Origin of the sequence: Martelella alba (genome assembly GCF_006516955.1) — a bacterium.
GTDB lineage: Bacteria > Pseudomonadota > Alphaproteobacteria > Rhizobiales > Rhizobiaceae > Martelella > Martelella alba.
Genome location: NZ_VHLG01000001.1, coordinates 68056 through 83828, shown reverse-complemented (window position 1 = coordinate 83828; position 15773 = coordinate 68056). Strand labels below are relative to the sequence as shown.

At 58.6% G+C, this 15773-nt stretch carries 18 protein-coding genes; 10 read left to right on the top strand and 8 right to left on the bottom strand.

What is annotated here, in order from left to right:
• The first annotated feature begins 118 nt into the window (after positions 1–118).
• From coaD to tgt, 5 genes are all read left to right on the top strand, one after another.
• Complete coding sequence (gene coaD / locus FJU08_RS00400) at positions 119–613, top strand: pantetheine-phosphate adenylyltransferase (protein WP_141147000.1); 495 nt, start codon at positions 119–121, stop codon at positions 611–613.
• 43 nt (positions 614–656) lie between these two features.
• Entirely contained in the window at positions 657–1229 is a 573-nt protein-coding gene (locus FJU08_RS00395) for a peptidylprolyl isomerase (RefSeq protein ID WP_141146999.1), read from the top strand.
• A gap of 40 nt (positions 1230–1269) precedes the next feature.
• The gene (locus tag FJU08_RS00390; RefSeq protein ID WP_141146998.1) at positions 1270–1779 is read left to right on the top strand and encodes a peptidylprolyl isomerase; all 510 of its coding nucleotides are present in this window, start codon (positions 1270–1272) and stop codon (positions 1777–1779) included.
• Between the two features lie 81 nt (positions 1780–1860).
• Entirely contained in the window at positions 1861–2931 is a 1071-nt protein-coding gene (gene queA / locus FJU08_RS00385) for a tRNA preQ1(34) S-adenosylmethionine ribosyltransferase-isomerase QueA (RefSeq protein ID WP_141146997.1), read from the top strand.
• On the top strand, positions 2928–4061 hold the full coding sequence (tgt, locus tag FJU08_RS00380) for a tRNA guanosine(34) transglycosylase Tgt (protein ID WP_141146996.1): 1134 nt from the start codon (positions 2928–2930) through the stop codon (positions 4059–4061). Before queA ends, tgt begins: the two co-directional genes overlap by 4 nt.
• A gap of 15 nt (positions 4062–4076) precedes the next feature.
• On the opposite strand, the gene FJU08_RS00375 is transcribed toward tgt, so the two are convergent.
• The 3 genes from FJU08_RS00375 to FJU08_RS22640 form a co-directional block, all read right to left on the bottom strand.
• Positions 4077–4628, bottom strand: a complete 552-nt coding sequence (locus tag FJU08_RS00375) for a P-loop NTPase family protein (RefSeq protein ID WP_141146995.1) — start codon at positions 4626–4628, stop codon at positions 4077–4079.
• Positions 4629–5019: 391 nt separating this feature from the next.
• A complete protein-coding gene (locus FJU08_RS00370; RefSeq protein WP_181409694.1) occupies positions 5020–5553 on the bottom strand; it encodes an invasion associated locus B family protein in 534 nt (177 codons plus the stop codon).
• Positions 5554–5662: 109 nt separating this feature from the next.
• Positions 5663–5824 (bottom strand): hypothetical protein, encoded by a 162-nt coding sequence (locus FJU08_RS22640; protein WP_181409693.1) that lies wholly within the window; start codon positions 5822–5824, stop codon positions 5663–5665.
• Between FJU08_RS22640 and FJU08_RS00365 the strand changes: the two genes are divergently transcribed.
• Genes FJU08_RS00365 through FJU08_RS00355 form a run of 3 tightly spaced genes read left to right on the top strand, consistent with a single transcriptional unit; the run spans position 5823 to position 9112 of the window.
• Positions 5823–7178, top strand: a complete 1356-nt coding sequence (locus tag FJU08_RS00365; RefSeq protein ID WP_141146993.1) for an efflux RND transporter periplasmic adaptor subunit — start codon at positions 5823–5825, stop codon at positions 7176–7178. The genes FJU08_RS22640 and FJU08_RS00365 overlap by 2 nt on opposite strands.
• A 19-nt stretch (positions 7179–7197) precedes the next feature.
• Positions 7198–7917, top strand: a complete 720-nt coding sequence (locus FJU08_RS00360) for an ABC transporter ATP-binding protein (protein ID WP_141146992.1) — start codon at positions 7198–7200, stop codon at positions 7915–7917.
• Entirely contained in the window at positions 7907–9112 is a 1206-nt protein-coding gene (locus FJU08_RS00355; RefSeq protein WP_141146991.1) for an ABC transporter permease, read from the top strand. Before FJU08_RS00360 ends, FJU08_RS00355 begins: the two co-directional genes overlap by 11 nt.
• A gap of 80 nt (positions 9113–9192) precedes the next feature.
• Here FJU08_RS00355 and FJU08_RS00350 read toward each other — a convergent pair whose 3' ends face one another.
• From FJU08_RS00350 to cysG, 5 genes are all read right to left on the bottom strand, one after another.
• The gene (locus FJU08_RS00350; RefSeq protein ID WP_141146990.1) at positions 9193–10005 is read right to left on the bottom strand and encodes a ferredoxin--NADP reductase; all 813 of its coding nucleotides are present in this window, start codon (positions 10003–10005) and stop codon (positions 9193–9195) included.
• A gap of 168 nt (positions 10006–10173) precedes the next feature.
• Positions 10174–10671 carry a DUF934 domain-containing protein gene (locus tag FJU08_RS00345; RefSeq protein ID WP_141146989.1) on the bottom strand — a complete coding sequence of 166 codons (498 nt, stop codon included), beginning with the start codon at positions 10669–10671 and terminating at the stop codon, positions 10174–10176.
• Between the two features lie 10 nt (positions 10672–10681).
• Positions 10682–12337, bottom strand: a complete 1656-nt coding sequence (locus FJU08_RS00340; RefSeq protein ID WP_141146988.1) for a nitrite/sulfite reductase — start codon at positions 12335–12337, stop codon at positions 10682–10684.
• A gap of 3 nt (positions 12338–12340) precedes the next feature.
• The gene (locus FJU08_RS00335) at positions 12341–12658 is read right to left on the bottom strand and encodes a DUF2849 domain-containing protein (protein ID WP_141146987.1); all 318 of its coding nucleotides are present in this window, start codon (positions 12656–12658) and stop codon (positions 12341–12343) included.
• Entirely contained in the window at positions 12648–14099 is a 1452-nt protein-coding gene (gene cysG, locus FJU08_RS00330) for a siroheme synthase CysG (RefSeq protein WP_141146986.1), read from the bottom strand. The genes FJU08_RS00335 and cysG overlap by 11 nt, the downstream gene beginning before the upstream one ends.
• A 198-nt stretch (positions 14100–14297) precedes the next feature.
• Here cysG and FJU08_RS00325 point away from each other — a divergent pair, with 198 nt between their 5' ends.
• Together FJU08_RS00325 and mazG are read left to right on the top strand one after the other, a co-directional pair.
• Entirely contained in the window at positions 14298–14885 is a 588-nt protein-coding gene (locus FJU08_RS00325; protein ID WP_141146985.1) for a tRNA-specific adenosine deaminase, read from the top strand.
• Positions 14886–14914: 29 nt separating this feature from the next.
• A complete protein-coding gene (gene mazG / locus FJU08_RS00320; protein ID WP_141146984.1) occupies positions 14915–15748 on the top strand; it encodes a nucleoside triphosphate pyrophosphohydrolase in 834 nt (277 codons plus the stop codon).
• The last annotated feature ends 25 nt before the right edge of the window (positions 15749–15773 follow it).

The following is a 15773-nucleotide window of genomic DNA, read 5'->3' as shown; positions in this document are numbered from 1 at the left end:
TTGATGACCGCCCGGAAAAGCGACTGGCGGGCAGACATGGCCATCAAAGCCGGGTGTTGATCTTGCAGATTGCCTGGTTCCGTGACAAAAGGCGCATAAATAGAAACGGGCTCTTTTCATGGCGACAGCGTTTTACCCCGGCTCCTTCGACCCGATGACCAACGGCCATCTGGATGTCGTCCTGCAGGCGCTCAACATTGCGGACAGGCTGATCGTCGGCATCGGCATCAATGCCGGCAAATCGCCGCTATTCTCGTTTGAAGCGCGAGCGGCCTTCATCACCCGGGCCGTTGCCGAACATCTGCCCGCCCGCAGCGCGGACGTGCAGGTCGTTGCCTTCAGCGGACTGGCCATTGATGCGGCGCGCGAAAATACTGCCAGCATGATGCTGCGCGGTTTGCGCGATTCTACTGATTTCGCCTATGAAATGCAGCTTGCCGGCATGAACCAGACGATGGCGCCTGATATTCAGACCGTATTTCTGCCGGCAATGGCCCTGTCTCGTCCGATATCGGCCACATTGGTAAGGCAGGTCGCAGCCATGGGCGGCGATGTCTCCCGTTTCGTCCCGCATTATGTCGCCGAAGCGCTGACCGAGCGGTTCAGCCGCTAGATTGCTTGAGCGCGACAGTCACCCTCAAATGGAGAAGAATGCAATGAAGAAATTTGCAAGCCTTGCCGCTGCCGGCCTGATGTTGGCCATGGCCGGTTCCGCCTTCGCTCAGGACGCCAAGGACCTGTTGAAGCTCCAGACCAGCCAGGGCCCGGTCACGATCGAGCTCTACGATAATGTTGCACCGAAGAATGTCGCACGCGTCAAGGAACTGGCGGAAGAGGGTGCCTACAATGGCGTTGCCTTTCACCGCGTGATCGATGGCTTCATGGCCCAGACCGGCGACGTTGAATACGGCAATATGGACAAGGGTTTCGATGATACCCGCGTTGGCATGGGCGGCTCCAAACAGCCGGACCTTCCTGCTGAATTCTCCGACATTCATTATGAACGGGGTATCGTCGGTATGGCCCGCGCACAGGACCCGGATTCGGCAAATTCGCAGTTCTTCATCATGTTTGCGGATGCGCCCTTCCTGGACAACCAGTATACGGTGATCGGCAAGGTCATCGACGGCATGGACAATGTCGACAAGATCAAGAAGGGCAGCCAGGCCGATAACGGCAAGGTCGAGGACCCCGATCGTATCGTCACTGCGACGGTTGAGAGCAACTGATAGAATCCTGAAAAACAGGAAACGCCACAAGGAGAGGACAATGGCTGAGACCAGAGACCCCGAAAACACCCTGATCATGGAAACCTCAAAGGGCAAGATCATCATCGAGACCCTGCCCGGCGTCGCGCCGCTGCACGTCGCCCGCGTCAAGGAACTGACCCGCGAAGGCGCCTATGACGGTGTCGTGTTTCACCGCGTGATTTCCGATTTCATGGCCCAGGGCGGCGATGTACAGTTCGGCAACAAGGAATCCTCAAGCTACCATCCCGGCCGCGCCGGCATGGGCGGTTCGGACAAGCCGGATCTCGCTGCAGAATTCTCCGCCGAACGCCATGTGCGTGGCACATGTTCGATGGCCCGCTCACAGAACCCGAACTCGGCCAACTCCCAGTTCTTCATCTGCTTCACCGATGCTCCCTGGCTCGACAAGCAGTATACCGTCTGGGGCAAGGTTGTCGAAGGCATGGATGTCGTCGACAAGTTCGAGCGCGGCGAACCCGTCCGCAACCCTGACCACATCATCTCGGTCAAGGTTGAAGCCGACCTTTGAGTGGCGTATTGACCGCCTGAATACGGCCCGACCGGCGCTTGAAACGGCGCCGGCGGGTTTTTGAATTTGAAGGACATACCCATGCGCGTCGATCTGTTCGATTTCGACCTTCCGGATGAGCGGATTGCACTTCGCCCTGCCAATCCCCGAGACAGCGCCCGGCTGCTGCTGGTTGAACCCGGCGGTGAACCGATGCTCTCCGACCATCAGGTCTTCGATCTGCCGAAGTTCTTGCGGGCTGGCGATGCGCTGGTGTTCAACGACACCAAGGTCATCCCGGCTCAGCTGGAAGGCTTTCGGATCAGGGCAGGGGCTCAGGAAACGCCCGTCTCTGCGACCCTTCACCTCAGAAGCGCCGACAATGTCTGGCATGCCTTTGCCAAACCGGGCAAGCGGATCAAGCAAGGTGACCGGCTCGTGTTCCAAAAGGACGGCGCACAGCTTGAAGCCGAGGTGACGGAAAAGCGCGAGGCCGGCGAAGTTGTCCTGACCTTTTCAGAACGCGGTGGCGCGCTGGACGAGGCGCTGATGGCCGTCGGCCATATTCCGCTGCCGCCCTATATTGCTTCAAAGCGTGCAGAAGACGGCCGCGACCGCGACGATTACCAGACGATCTATGCCCGTGAGCGCGGCGCCGTTGCTGCACCAACGGCGGGGCTGCATTTCACGCCGTCGCTGTTTGAAGCGCTGGATAAGGCCGGGATTGAGCGCCATTTCGTCACGCTGCATGTCGGAGCGGGGACGTTCCTGCCGGTCAAGGCCGATGACACGGACGATCACAAGATGCACTTCGAACGTGGGTATATCACCGACGAAACGGCGTCAGCACTCAACGCGGTGAAGGCACGCGGCGGACGGATTGTCTCCGTTGGCACGACATCGCTGCGCCTGCTGGAAAGCGCCGCACGCGACGATGGCACAATCCCGTCATGGCATGGCGAAACCGGCATCTTCATTCAGCCCGGCTACCGCTTCAAGGCGGTGGATGCGCTGATGACCAATTTCCATCTGCCGAAATCGACGCTTTTCATGCTGGTTTCGGCTTTTTCAGGCCTTGAAACCATGCAGGCCGCCTATGCCCATGCCATCGCATCGGGCTATCGTTTTTATTCCTATGGCGATTCCAGCCTCCTGATGCGGAAAGACCGATGAGCGAAGAATTCCAGTTTCACCTGAAGGCAACAGACGGCGAGGCGCGTCTTGGCAAGATCACCATGCCGCGCGGCGAGATCCGCACCCCCGCTTTCATGCCCGTCGGCACAGCCGGTACAGTCAAGGCGATGTATCTCGATCAGGTGCGCGATCTTGGCGCGGATATCATTCTCGGCAACACCTATCACCTGATGCTCAGGCCGGGTGCCGAACGGGTGGCCAGGCTTGGCGGCCTGCATTCGCTGATCCGCTGGCCGCATCCAATCCTCACCGATTCCGGCGGTTTTCAGGTCATGTCGCTGTCTGATCTGCGCAAGATCGACGAGAAAAAGGGCGTCACCTTCCGCTCCCATGTCGATGGCAGCATTCACCAGATGAGCCCGGAGCGCTCGATCGAGATTCAGGGGCTGCTCGGGTCCGATATCCAGATGCAGCTTGATGAATGCGTGCGCCTTCCGGCGGGCCCGAAGGAAATCGAGAATTCGATGGAAATGTCGTTGCGCTGGGCCGAGCGCTGCCGCGTTGCCTTCGGCACGCAGCCAGGCAAGGCCATGTTCGGCATCGTTCAGGGCGGTGATATCGGCGCGCTGCGCATCCGCTCGGCACAGGGCCTCGCCGATCTCGATCTGAAGGGCTATGCCGTCGGTGGACTGGCCGTCGGCGAACCCCAGCACGTCATGCTCGAGATGCTCGACATCACCCTGCCGGTTCTGCCGACCAGCAAGCCGCGTTATCTGATGGGCGTCGGCACGCCGGACGACATCATCAAGTCGGTAGCCCGTGGTATCGACATGTTCGATTGCGTCATGCCGACGCGGGCAGGGCGGCATGGTCTTGCCTATACGCGGCGTGGCAAGGTCAATCTTCGCAATGCCCGTCATGCCGAGGATTTACGCCCGCTGGACGAGGAGAGCGATTGCCCGGCTACGCGCGATTATTCCCGCGCCTATCTGCATCACCTGATCCGCGCCAATGAATCGCTCGGCGGCATGCTGCTCACATGGACAAATCTGGCGTATTATCAATACCTTATGAAGGGTATCCGCGAATCCATCGCTGAAGGCCGGTTTGAGGACTTCATGGCTGAAACCCAGGAAATGTGGGCGAGGGGCGATATCGACCCTGTCTGATTGTACCCAACCGCCTCACCGCTTGGGCAGGCGGGGTCCGGAAAGATCCCAGTCCCGGTAAAGTGCCGCCAGCGCCCGCGCCGAGCGGCACTCCACCAGCGGCATGCCGCTGTCATGCAGAATGGCCGCATAGCGCTTGTCGCTGTTGCGGCTTTTCACCATGACCCAATCAATCATTGCCCATTTGACGCTGTCTTTCGCGCCATCGAGATGACCGGCACGATCGGCGCGATTGATCAGCGTCCGCTTGAAATAGCGCCAGAGCCGCAGCCAGCGGCTTGACGTCAGAAGGATAGCGCCGGTCGCGCGATCCAGCCGCTGCGGCATCAGGCGGGTATAATTCCCCTCGATGATCCATCGATCTCCAAGAATGGCAGCATCATGGAGAGCCGCGAATTCATCATCGGATCGCTGCTGCCAGTCCGTATGCGGCAAATGTCTGAGCTGATCGAGATGAATGACACGCAGGTCGAGCTTTCGCGACAGGGCGACAGCCAGCGTCGACTTTCCAGCATTTGAAGGCCCGAGAATGACAATGCGCTCGCCAAGAGACTTGAGGCTGGTCATGATCCGACACCGCTCCAATGAGATGGGCGAAAGCAATGCGACTGTCTGGCAAAGATGTCAATGCGGTCACAGGCGTCAATGATCCCATCTGACTGTACGAGTTCATGCCGAATCCCACTTTGCAGCTTGGTCTAGCCATATGGGTGTGTCCGATCTCTGCGAGAGGTCGATCTATGGGGGACAGTTTGCCATCTCCGACGACAGTTTCTTGCTCGTAGGAGTGGAATGTACCCTAGGTCATATGAGAAATCACATAAGACGGATTATGGAACTTTACCAGATATTCAAATTCCAAAATGCGATCAAATCGTCGACGGCGCGTCGAAACCATTTCGCGCCGTCCATGTGCTCGTGTCCCGCCCAATGCACCAAGGTCGGAAACAGGCAGCGACTATTTCGCCGCCTTCAACGCGACCAGCCGGTTCATGGCAGCCGTGAAGCCACTCAGCGATGCCGCGATCGTAACGGTCTTGCCGTTGTTCACCACCGTGCCGCTGACATTGAGCTTGGTGCCGCTCTTCATCTGCGCGATCATGTCCTTGTCGAGTGAAACCGGCACGAGGCAACCCTGCGGCAGGCAGGTCGAAAAATCATATTTCTTGCCGGTAGTCTGGTCATCGATCGAAACCGTTGCACCCTGGGTCACGGCGAGCCCGAACGGCATCACGATAACACCGCGCAAAATACCATCCTGCGTCGACATCAATTCCAGAGACAGAACCGTACGGCCGGAATCCTTGTCGAGCTGCTTCTGCGTCATCGCACATTGCACGCCATTGTCGCCGCTGACACAGTTGACCTGCCAGTCCTGATAGGTCTCGTTCAAGGAATTTGCTCCACCGGGAAGTTCGGCAAATGCAGGTGCGGCCGAAGCGAAAGCAAGCGAAAGGCCTATCAGCCCGGACGTGATACGGAGTTTCTTCATAGTCTTCCCTAAATATCCGAAATAAAATGAAAAACGAACAAAGGCAGCATTTACAGGTGGCTTTTTGTGCATGGCTCAACGTCCGGTGTCAAGCGCAGAGCACCCAGGTTCAGGAATGGCCCGGCACAAAAGTGATCACCGAAAAGATAAAACTCGGCGCTTCCATCTTGGCCGCAATTATGCGACCACCATGGGCAGTGATCTCAGGGCGGATCGGGCGCTCTTCCAGCATGCGGCCCGCCTGCCCGGCGTTAATGTGGAGCCTATTCATGTCCGAAGTTTCGGGTGACGAAAACAAGCCTGCCGACGAACAGCCTGTTTCCCGTCCGACGCCGGCAATGCCCGATATCAATGCCATTCTCGGCAACAATAAAGCCTCCCGCAAACGGCATTTCCCGTGGAAATCCGCGACTGCCATCGTCATCGTGCTGGCGCTTGGCGCCGGCGGCTATATGGCGCTTACCCGTGGTGGTTCGATCATCCCTGCCCCGGCGATCCATTATGTGACGAGCGACGTCAAACATGGCGATCTCACCGTGACAGTGACGGCCACCGGCTCGGTCGAACCGACGGAGCAGGTCGACATCTCCAGTGAGCTATCCGGCACGGTGCGCGCAGTGCTTGCCGATTACAACGATACGATCAAGAAAGGCGACGTGTTGCTGCGGCTCGATACGGACGAGCTGAATGCCGACGTTCTGGCGGCCAAGGCGCGGCTTGCCGCAGCCAATGCCGATGTGGCCGGTGACCAGTCAGACCTTGAGGCCAAGAAAACGACTCTGGAGCGGACACAAAGGCTCGCCGAGCGCAATGTCGCACCGCGGCAGGATCTGGAAGACGCACAATTTGCAGTCAACGCAGCGGACGCAGCGCTTCAGAGCGCCGAGGCGCAGGTCGCTGTTGCTCAGGCGGATGTTGAACTGGCAGAACTGCGCCTGTCCAAAGCTGATATTGTCAGCCCCATCGACGGCATCGTGCTCGACCGTGATGTTGATGTCGGCCAGACGGTCGCGTCTTCACTGGAAGCTCCGACCCTTTTCGTCATCGCCGGAGATCTGCAGAATATGGAATTGCAGGTCGATATTGATGAAGCCGATGTCGGCATGGTTAGCGTTGGACAGAAGGCGGATTTCACCGTCGCCGCCTATCCTGGCAAGAGCTTTCCGGCCGAAATCCGTTCGATCCATTATGCGTCGTCGATCCAGAATGATGTTGTGACCTATCAAGCTGTGCTCAGTGTCGACAATTCTGACCTGCTGCTGCGCCAGGGCATGACAGCCACAGCGAATATTCTGGTAAATCAGCTGAACGATGTCCTGCTGGTCCCCAATGCAGCGCTGCGTTATGTCCCGCAAAGCCAGAATGGGGCCGCCGGTTCTGAGCCGCGCGTTGGCCTTGCCCTGTTACGTCCATCAACGCCCCTGCCGGCCGGACAATCGGCCACGCAGGCATCGCAGACGGACAGCCCTGCCCAAAGTGGCAATCACCGTATCGTCTGGATCCTTCGAAACGGAGAGCCAATGCCGATCAATATCACCATTGGCTCATCCGATGGCACACAGACGCAGGTGCTTGACGGCGATCTGAGAACCGGTGACCTGGTTATCACAGGTTCACAACCATGATGCTGGAGAGGGGACAATCATGAGCACAGCTGCGCTCATCGAATTCCGGAACGTCTACAAGTCATATGGCATGGACGAGGCGACGGTTTCCGCTCTGAACGGTGTCAGTTTCTCGATTGAAGCAGGCGAGTTCGTTGCCATCATGGGGCCATCCGGCTCGGGCAAATCAACCGCGATGAACATTCTCGGCTGGCTTGATGCCCCCACAAGCGGCCAATATCTGTTTCAGGGGGTGTCGACTGCCGACCTCCCCTCCTCCAAGCTCACCCTGCTGCGCCGCTATTTGCTCGGCTTTGTGTTTCAGGGCTTCAATCTACTCCCGCGCACATCTGCGCTTGAAAATGTGGAGCTGCCGCTGGTCTATCGCGGTATCGGCCGGCGGGAGCGGCGTCTGATGGCAGAGGCAGCCCTGGAAAATGTCGGTCTGGGCGACCGCATGCATCATTTTACCCAGCAGCTTTCCGGCGGTCAGCAGCAGCGTGTTGCCATTGCCCGCGCGATCGTCACCGATCCGGCAGTGCTTCTGGCCGATGAGCCGACGGGAAACCTTGACACGAAAACCAGTTCCGAAATCATGGATCTGATTTCCGATCTCAATCGCACGCGTGGCATCACGGTAATCATGGTGACGCATGACCATGCCATTGCGAGCCATGCGACCCGCCGGATCCGTTTTCTCGACGGTCATCTGGTATCGGGGCCAGGTTCGCGCGCCGAGGAGGGCGAACATGTTTCTTGAAACGCTTCGACTCGCGCTCAGGGCAATCCGCCGCAATCTTCTGCGCTCGTTTCTGACCGTACTCGGCGTGGTGATCGGCGTTGCCGCTGTTATCGCCATGGTCACCATCGGCAACGGCACCACGGCGCAGGTGAGGGCCGAACTCACCAAGCTCGGCACCAACGTGCTTTATGTCCGGCCAGGACAGCAGGAACCGGGCGGCCCGGCGGCAAGCGCCAAGGGCTTCACCGAACGCGATGTGGCGGCCATCCGTGATCAGATCCGGGGCCTCAGGGCTGTCGCTCCCTATAACGTCACCACGGATACAGTCGTTGCTGGCGGCGCCAACCGTCGCACTGCGATCATCGGTACCACCAACGACTACCTCTCCACCCAGGACTGGACCATCACCAGCGGGCGTGATTTCAACGCGGCGGAAAACAGCGGCGCTGCGACCGCCTGCATTATTGGCGAAACGGTACGCAGCGCCCTGTTCGGCGCCGCTGATCCGGTTGGGGACAGCCTGCGTGTCGGCAATGTCGCCTGCAACATCGTCGGTGTTCTGGCCGCCAAGGGCGACAGCGGCATGGGCAATGATCGCGATGATGTCGTGTTGATGCCAATCGGCGTGTTTCAGCGGCGAATTGGCGGCGCTGCCTATATCGACAACATCATTCTTTCCGCCCGCGATGGTGTCTCCACTGCAACGATTCAGGCCGATGTGACCTCTCTGCTGCGCGAAAGCCGGAATGTGCCTTTCGGACGGCCAAATGATTTCGAAGTCAACGACATGGTTCAGATGGCTGAAACCATGACCGGTACCACCCGCACACTCACCGGGCTACTTGGCGCAGTTGCGGCTGTGTCCCTGCTGGTCGGCGGCATCGGCATCATGAATATCATGCTCGTTTCCGTCACTGAACGAACCCGTGAAATCGGTGTTCGTCTTGCCATCGGCGCACTTGAGCGTCAGGTGCTCACCCAGTTTCTCGTTGAGGCGATCGCCCTTTCGATCTTTGGCGGTATCGGCGGCATCGTCATCGGCCTCGCCGTCGCTTTCGTCGTGGTGCATTATCTGGCGGTACCGTTCGTCATCAGCCTTCCGGTCATCGCCATTGCCTTTGCCGTCTCGGCTCTGATTGGCGTCGTATTCGGCTATTATCCAGCTCGCCGTGCAGCCCGGCTCAGCCCGATTGACGCCCTGCGCCACGAATAGGAACCAGACAGAACAGAAAAAGCCGCCGGCACCACAAGGCGCCGGCGGCTTTCTTCTTGTCAGCTCTGTGTCGCGGCTGTTCAGCCGACGAAAGCGCGTTCGATCACGAATTCCGAAGGTTTGTTGTTGGCGCCCTCGGTGAGGCCTGCGGCTTCCAGCAACAGCTTGGTATCCTTCAGCATCTCCGTGGAACCGCAGATCATCGCGCGATCACATTCCGGATTGAGTGCCGGTACGCCAAGATCTTCAAACAGCCGGCCGCTCGACATCAGATCGGTAATCCGTCCCTGCCGATCAAATGGCTCGCGCGTGACGCTGGCATAATGGATCAGCTTGTCGCCGACAATCTCGCTCAGAATCTCGTCATTGCGGATCTCGTTGACGAGATCGAAGCCATATTGCAACTCTGCAACTTCGCGGCAGGTATGGGTCAGAATGACCTGCTCGAATTTCTCATAGGTTTCCGGTTCCCGGATCAGACTGGCGAACGGCGCAATGCCAGTACCCGTCGAGAACATGTAAAGCCGCTTACCGGGCGTCAGCGCGTCAAGCACCAGGGTACCGGTCGGCTTCTTGCGCATCAAAACGGTATCACCCGGCTGAATTTTCTGCAGGTGCTGTGTCAGCGGTCCGTCCGGCACCTTGATGGAGAAGAATTCCAGCTCTTCCGCCCAGGCCGGGCTTGCAACGGAATAGGCACGATAAAGCGGCTTGCCATCAACCATCAGGCCAATCATGGCAAACTCGCCCGACCGGAAACGGAAACTCGCCGGTCTGGTCATCGAGAAACGGAACAGCCGATCCGTATAATGGGTGACGCTCAGCACGGTTTCGGCAAAGACACCAGCCGGCAGGGCGGCTGTCGTGTCTTCTGTCTTCACTTCAACATTCATGTGGATCCTGTCAGATTTTTCTGGTTCCGGTCCGGCCACGCTTCAACTCAGCAGGTCTTTAACCTCTCCATACTACCGAAGCCCGGCGATTGCAAAACTGTCTGCTGAATTCTCTGAAAAACATGCGTTTCAGCATCATATTTTATATTGGCAGAAACACCGACCGGCCTAGAGGCTCCGTCGCCAATTATAGCCGCCTTCCCTTTTCGCGTCACGGCTTGCTGGCTGATAATAGAGCGTAACCTCGGGCAACAGCCCCTCCTCCAGCCGCCGGATTGCCGTCGGATTTGACACAGCAAAGCTGTCAAAGCCGCAGCGCAGCATATGCACCAGCGGATCGATCAGGATGTCGCCGACGGCGCGCAATTCACCACGATAGCCAAGCCGGTCACGCAGCAGGCTTGCCTGGCTGAAAGCCCGTCCGTCGCCAAATCCCGGAAAGGTCAGTGCAATGATTTCGATCCGGTCCAGCACCGGTGCGAGCAGGCGGATATCGTCGAAGGGACTAACGATTACGCCGAATGAACCATTTCCACCAAGGGGGCCTTCAACCACCTCGTCGAAGGGCACAAGCCGGCGCTGCCCCTCGCCCGCCTTCAGGTCATCCGTCTCCACCACCCATGGATCATTCTCGATAAATCCGCTTTGACGCCAGATACGTGTCATCTCATTCTCCTCAGGCGGCCTTGGCATTGTCGCCGTAGAGCGCGTCCTTGAAGGGCTGCGCGCCGACCCTGCGATAGGCATCGATAAAGGCTTCATCGCGGCTGAGCCGCAGTCCCAGATAGGTATCGACAATCGTCTCGATTGCGTCGGTTACCTTTTCCGGTTCAAAGCCACGTCCAACGATCTCACCGATCGAAGTCTTCTCGTCGGCGGAGCCGCCAAGCGTGATCTGGTAGAGCTCAGCGCCCTTCTTCTCGACGCCCAGAAGGCCGATATGACCGACATGGTGGTGACCGCAGGCATTGATGCAGCCAGAAATCTTGATCTTCAGATCGCCGATCTCCTCCTGCCGCCGGGCATTGCCGAAACGCGCCGAAATCTCCTGCGCCAGCGGAATGGAGCGCGCATTGGCAAGCGCGCAGTAATCAAGCCCCGGACAGGCAATCATGTCGGTCACCAGCCCCGCATTGCCGGTCGCCAGACCTGCCGCCTTCAGCGCCGCATAGACCGCCGGCAGATCTGCCCGCGCCACATGCGGCAGGATCAGGTTCTGCTCATGGCTGACACGGATCTCGTCGAAGCCGTATCTTTCCGCGATCTCCGCCACAGCATCCATCTGCTGGTCAGTCGCGTCGCCCGGAATGCCGCCGATCGGCTTCAGCGAAATCGTCACCATGGCGTAATCGTCGCGCTTGTGACGGGCAGTGTTGCGCGTGAGCCAGTTGATATAGTCGGCATCCGCCGTGTCGTACCGGTCGCGCTCGCGCTCAGGCAGATCGGGAGCAGCGAAATAGGCGCGGATTGCGGCAATATCGGCCGCAGGCAATTGCAGTTCACCATTGCGCAGGGCATCAAATTCCTGCTCGATCTGCCGCGTCAGTTCTTCCGTTCCCGTCTCATGAACGAGGATCTTGATGCGCGCCTTATACTTGTTATCGCGTCGCCCACTGAGATTGTAGACGCGCAAAATGGCCGTCGCATAGGCCAGCAGATCCTGCTCCGGCAGGAAATCGCGCACCTTCTTGGCGATCATCGGCGTGCGCCCCTGCCCGCCGCCGACATAGACGGCAAAGCCGAGTTCGCCGCTCTCATTGCGCTTCAGTTGCAGGCCGATATCATGAACCTGGATCGCCGCCCGGTCATGCTCCGCCCCTGTCACGGCGATCTTGAACTTGCGCGGCAGGAAAGAAAACTCCGGATGCAGCGATGACCACTGGCGCAGGATCTCGGCATAGGGCCGCGGATCATCAGCCTCGTCATAGGCAGCCCCGGCAAAATGATCCGCCGTGACATTTCGGATGCAATTGCCAGACGTCTGGATCGCATGCATCTCAACCGATGCCAGTTCGCGCAGGATCGCCGGAATATCTTCCAGCCGCGGCCAGTTGAACTGGATGTTCTGACGCGTGGTGAAATGGCCGTAGCCCCGGTCATATTTGCGCGCGATATGGGCGAGCATACGCATCTGCCGGCCGTTCATCGTGCCATAGGGAACGGCGATACGCAGCATATAAGCGTGAAGCTGCAGATAGACACCATTCATCAGCCGCAGCGGCTTGAAGGCGTCCTCGGTGATCTCACCCGAAAGCCGGCGCGCAACCTGATCGGCAAATTGCGCAACCCGCTGTTCGACAAAGCTGCGATCAAATTCATCGTAGCGATACATGTTCTAGGCCTCCACGCGCTCGGCTCGCGCCACGGGAAAGCCCGGCGCATAGGAAATTGTCGGGCCTTCGGCGCGAATGCGCTCGCGCAGCCTCAGCGGCCAGATCGAACCGTCCGGCTTTTCCTCGACATCGATCAGATTGACGTCGACAACGCGATTTTCAGAGAAATCACGCTTGCCGATCTCCTCCAGCGTCGCAATCCCCACCTCGTGACGGGCAATCAGCGCGTCCTGAAGGTCCGTGACCCAGCGGCCATTGACGTCGAGCCAGACCGAAATGCCATCACTCAGGCGATTGGCAGTCAAAACCTTAGCGGACATGGGAAATCTCCTTCTTCGGCAGAACGGTCGAATTATTGTTGAGCGCAAGCGCGCTCGACTGGCTGAAATCAGCGCCGGCAACAGCATCACCGATGATGACCATGACCGGACCGGTCAGATCTTCACGATCCTCAAGCAGGGAAAGCTCGGCGAGCACGCCATGAAACAGACGTCTGTTCTTGCGGCTTGCATTTTCAACGACGGCGATCGTGGTATCGGCAGGAACACCCGCCTCCTGAAGTCTGGCACCGGTTTTGGCAGCAACGGAACGGCCCATATAGACGGCAATGGTCGCCCCTCGGGCAGCAAGCTGCGCCCAGTCCGGCAGGGTTTCACCATTGAGGTCGTGGCCGGTCGTAAAAACCAGCGATGACGCCACACCGCGCAATGTCAGCGGCAGATCAAAATCGGCGGCCGCCGCAACGGCCGAGGTGATGCCTGGCACGATCTCGTAGGAAATACCGGCAGCTCTCAGCGCCGCCATTTCCTCGCCTGCCCGGCCAAAAATCAGCGGGTCACCGGATTTCAGCCGGACGATACGCTGACCTACTTTTGCAAGATCAACCAATAGATCATTGATTTCGTTTTGTGACTTGGAGTGGCAACCCTTGCGCTTGCCAACCGCGATCCGCTTGGCATCGCGCCGGCCCATATCAATGATCGCCTGCGGCACAAGCGCATCATAGGCAATGACATCGGCCTCCATCAGCAGGCGATGGGCACGCAGGGTCAAGAGATCCTCGGCCCCCGGACCGGCGCCCACCAGTGCCACATGACCGTTCTGGCGATGGGCATCGGAGAGCATTTCGTCCGCCAGGCACTCCGCCTCGATCGCGCGGCCCTTTTCCAATGCACGGGCAACCGAACCGTTGAAGAAACGCGACCAGTAGGCCCGTCGCGCCGTCCCGCGCGGCACATGCGCCTCAACCTTGCCACGGAACGACTGCGCGAGGCGCGCCAGAGCCCCAAGCGAAGGCGGAAGCATGGTGTCGATGCGGGCGCGAATCAGCTGCCCCAGAACAGGCCCGGCGCCTTCCGTTCCGATCGCAATTGCCACCGGCGGCCGGGCAACCAGCGCCGGCGTCAGGAAATCGCAGGCTTCAGGCTGATCAACCGCATTGACAGGGATCGAATGCGCCCGTGCCGTTGCGGCAATATGAGCGTCCATCGCCTGATCGCCGGTCGCAGCGAAAGCCATGGCCGCATTCTCCAACTGCCCGGCAACAAAGGGTGCATCGATGCGCCGATAGCCGTGCTCGGCCAGAAAGGCAGCATAATCAAGCTCTGGATCATCGCTATAGGCAACAATAGCGGCTGACGTCTTGGCCATCAGCCGGGCCTTGGCATAGGCCTCGTCACCATTTCCGAAAATTGCAACCTTGCGGCCGTCAACACGGAAAAATGCCGGAAATGTCGTCAGCAATTCTTCTTTTGCGGTCATCGCTACAAACCTTTTTTGTTTGTCCGGATGATCGTTGTTTCGTTGCTGAAATTGAAGAAACGAAAATGCGCGGCTAAAGAGCCGGCGACATTTCGTTCCTCAAATTTGCTGAATACAGGGCAAATTTACCCCGCATCCCGATTTACTTGGTTCCTGCGAAACGATATTTTAAATTCCACACCATTTCCGGAGAAATATATGAACGACAGCGCCCTCACCGACCGCCTGCTCGCGGTGATCGAACAGGACATCCTGCCCCTCACCATGAAGGGCGTTGAAACGGGCAATAAGGTTTTCGGTGCGGCAATCCTGCGCAAATCCGACCTTTCGCTTGTCATTGCCGGCACCAATGACGAGACAGAAAATCCACTCTGGCACGGCGAAGTGAATACGCTGAAGCAGTTCTACGCGCTGGCCGATGCGCCCTCCACCAAAGACCTCCTGTTCCTGTCGACCCACGAACCCTGCACCATGTGCATGTCAGCGATAACATGGGCGGGTTTTGACAATTATTTCTATTTCTTCAGCCATGAAGATTCGCGTGACAGCTTCGGCATTCCTCATGATCTGAAGATCATGAAGGAGCTCTACGGGCTTGAACCCGGTGGCTACCGGCGCAGCAATGCCTTCTTCACTGCCCGTTCCATCGTCGACATGGCTGAGGCCGCCGACGAGCCGGAGCGCAGTGCGTTTCTGGAGCGCATTGCCACGATCAAGGCGACCTATCAGCTTGCCTCATCCACCTATCAGTCGCATAAGGGCGATACGAAAATCCCCCTGAGCTGAACGCTCGACCTCATTCCCGGAGAGATGTGATGGAACCGTCACGCGATATTTCGCGCCTGCTCGAAATCATGGCCGCCCTGCGCGATCCAGAAACCGGCTGCCCCTGGGACATCAAGCAGAATTTCGAGACCATCAAGCCCTATACGATCGAAGAGGCCTACGAGGTTGCTGATGCAATCGAGCGCAACGACCTCGACGACCTCTGTGACGAACTGGGCGACCTGCTGCTTCAGGTCGTCTTTCACGCCCGAATGGCGGAAGAAGCGGGTGAATTTTCCTTCGGCGATGTGGTCCATGCCGTAACGTCGAAAATGATCCGCCGCCATCCGCATGTCTTCGCCCGCTCCGACGCCGACACGCCCGAAGCCGTCAAGGCAATCTGGGATGACGTCAAACGGAAGGAAAAGCAGACCCGCGCCGAACGCCGCGCCGCCCGTGGACTGACGGAGGATTTCAAGGCCGGCCATCTCGGTGGTGTGCAACGCTCCTTCCCGGCGCTGACCGAAGCTGTGAAGCTGCAGGAACATGCCGCCCGCGTCGGCTTTGACTGGTCAGAGCCAGAACCGATCCTCGACAAGTTCGAAGAAGAGATCGGCGAATTGCGCGAGGCTCTCGCCGCTGGCAAAAAGGCGGCAATCGCCGACGAGCTTGGCGATCTGATCTTTGCTGCGGTCAATCTCGGCCGCCATACAGGCACGGATCCCGAGCAGGCCCTGCGTGGAACGAATACTAAATTTAGACGTCGTTTCAATTGTATAGAAAAATCTCTTGAGAATTCAGGTGAAACCCTTGATGACGCAACGCTGGAACGTATGGAAGCGCTCTGGCAGGATGCCAAAAAGATCGAGCGCAAACTCGCCTGAGTTCGCGCCCGTCCTGTTCTCAGCA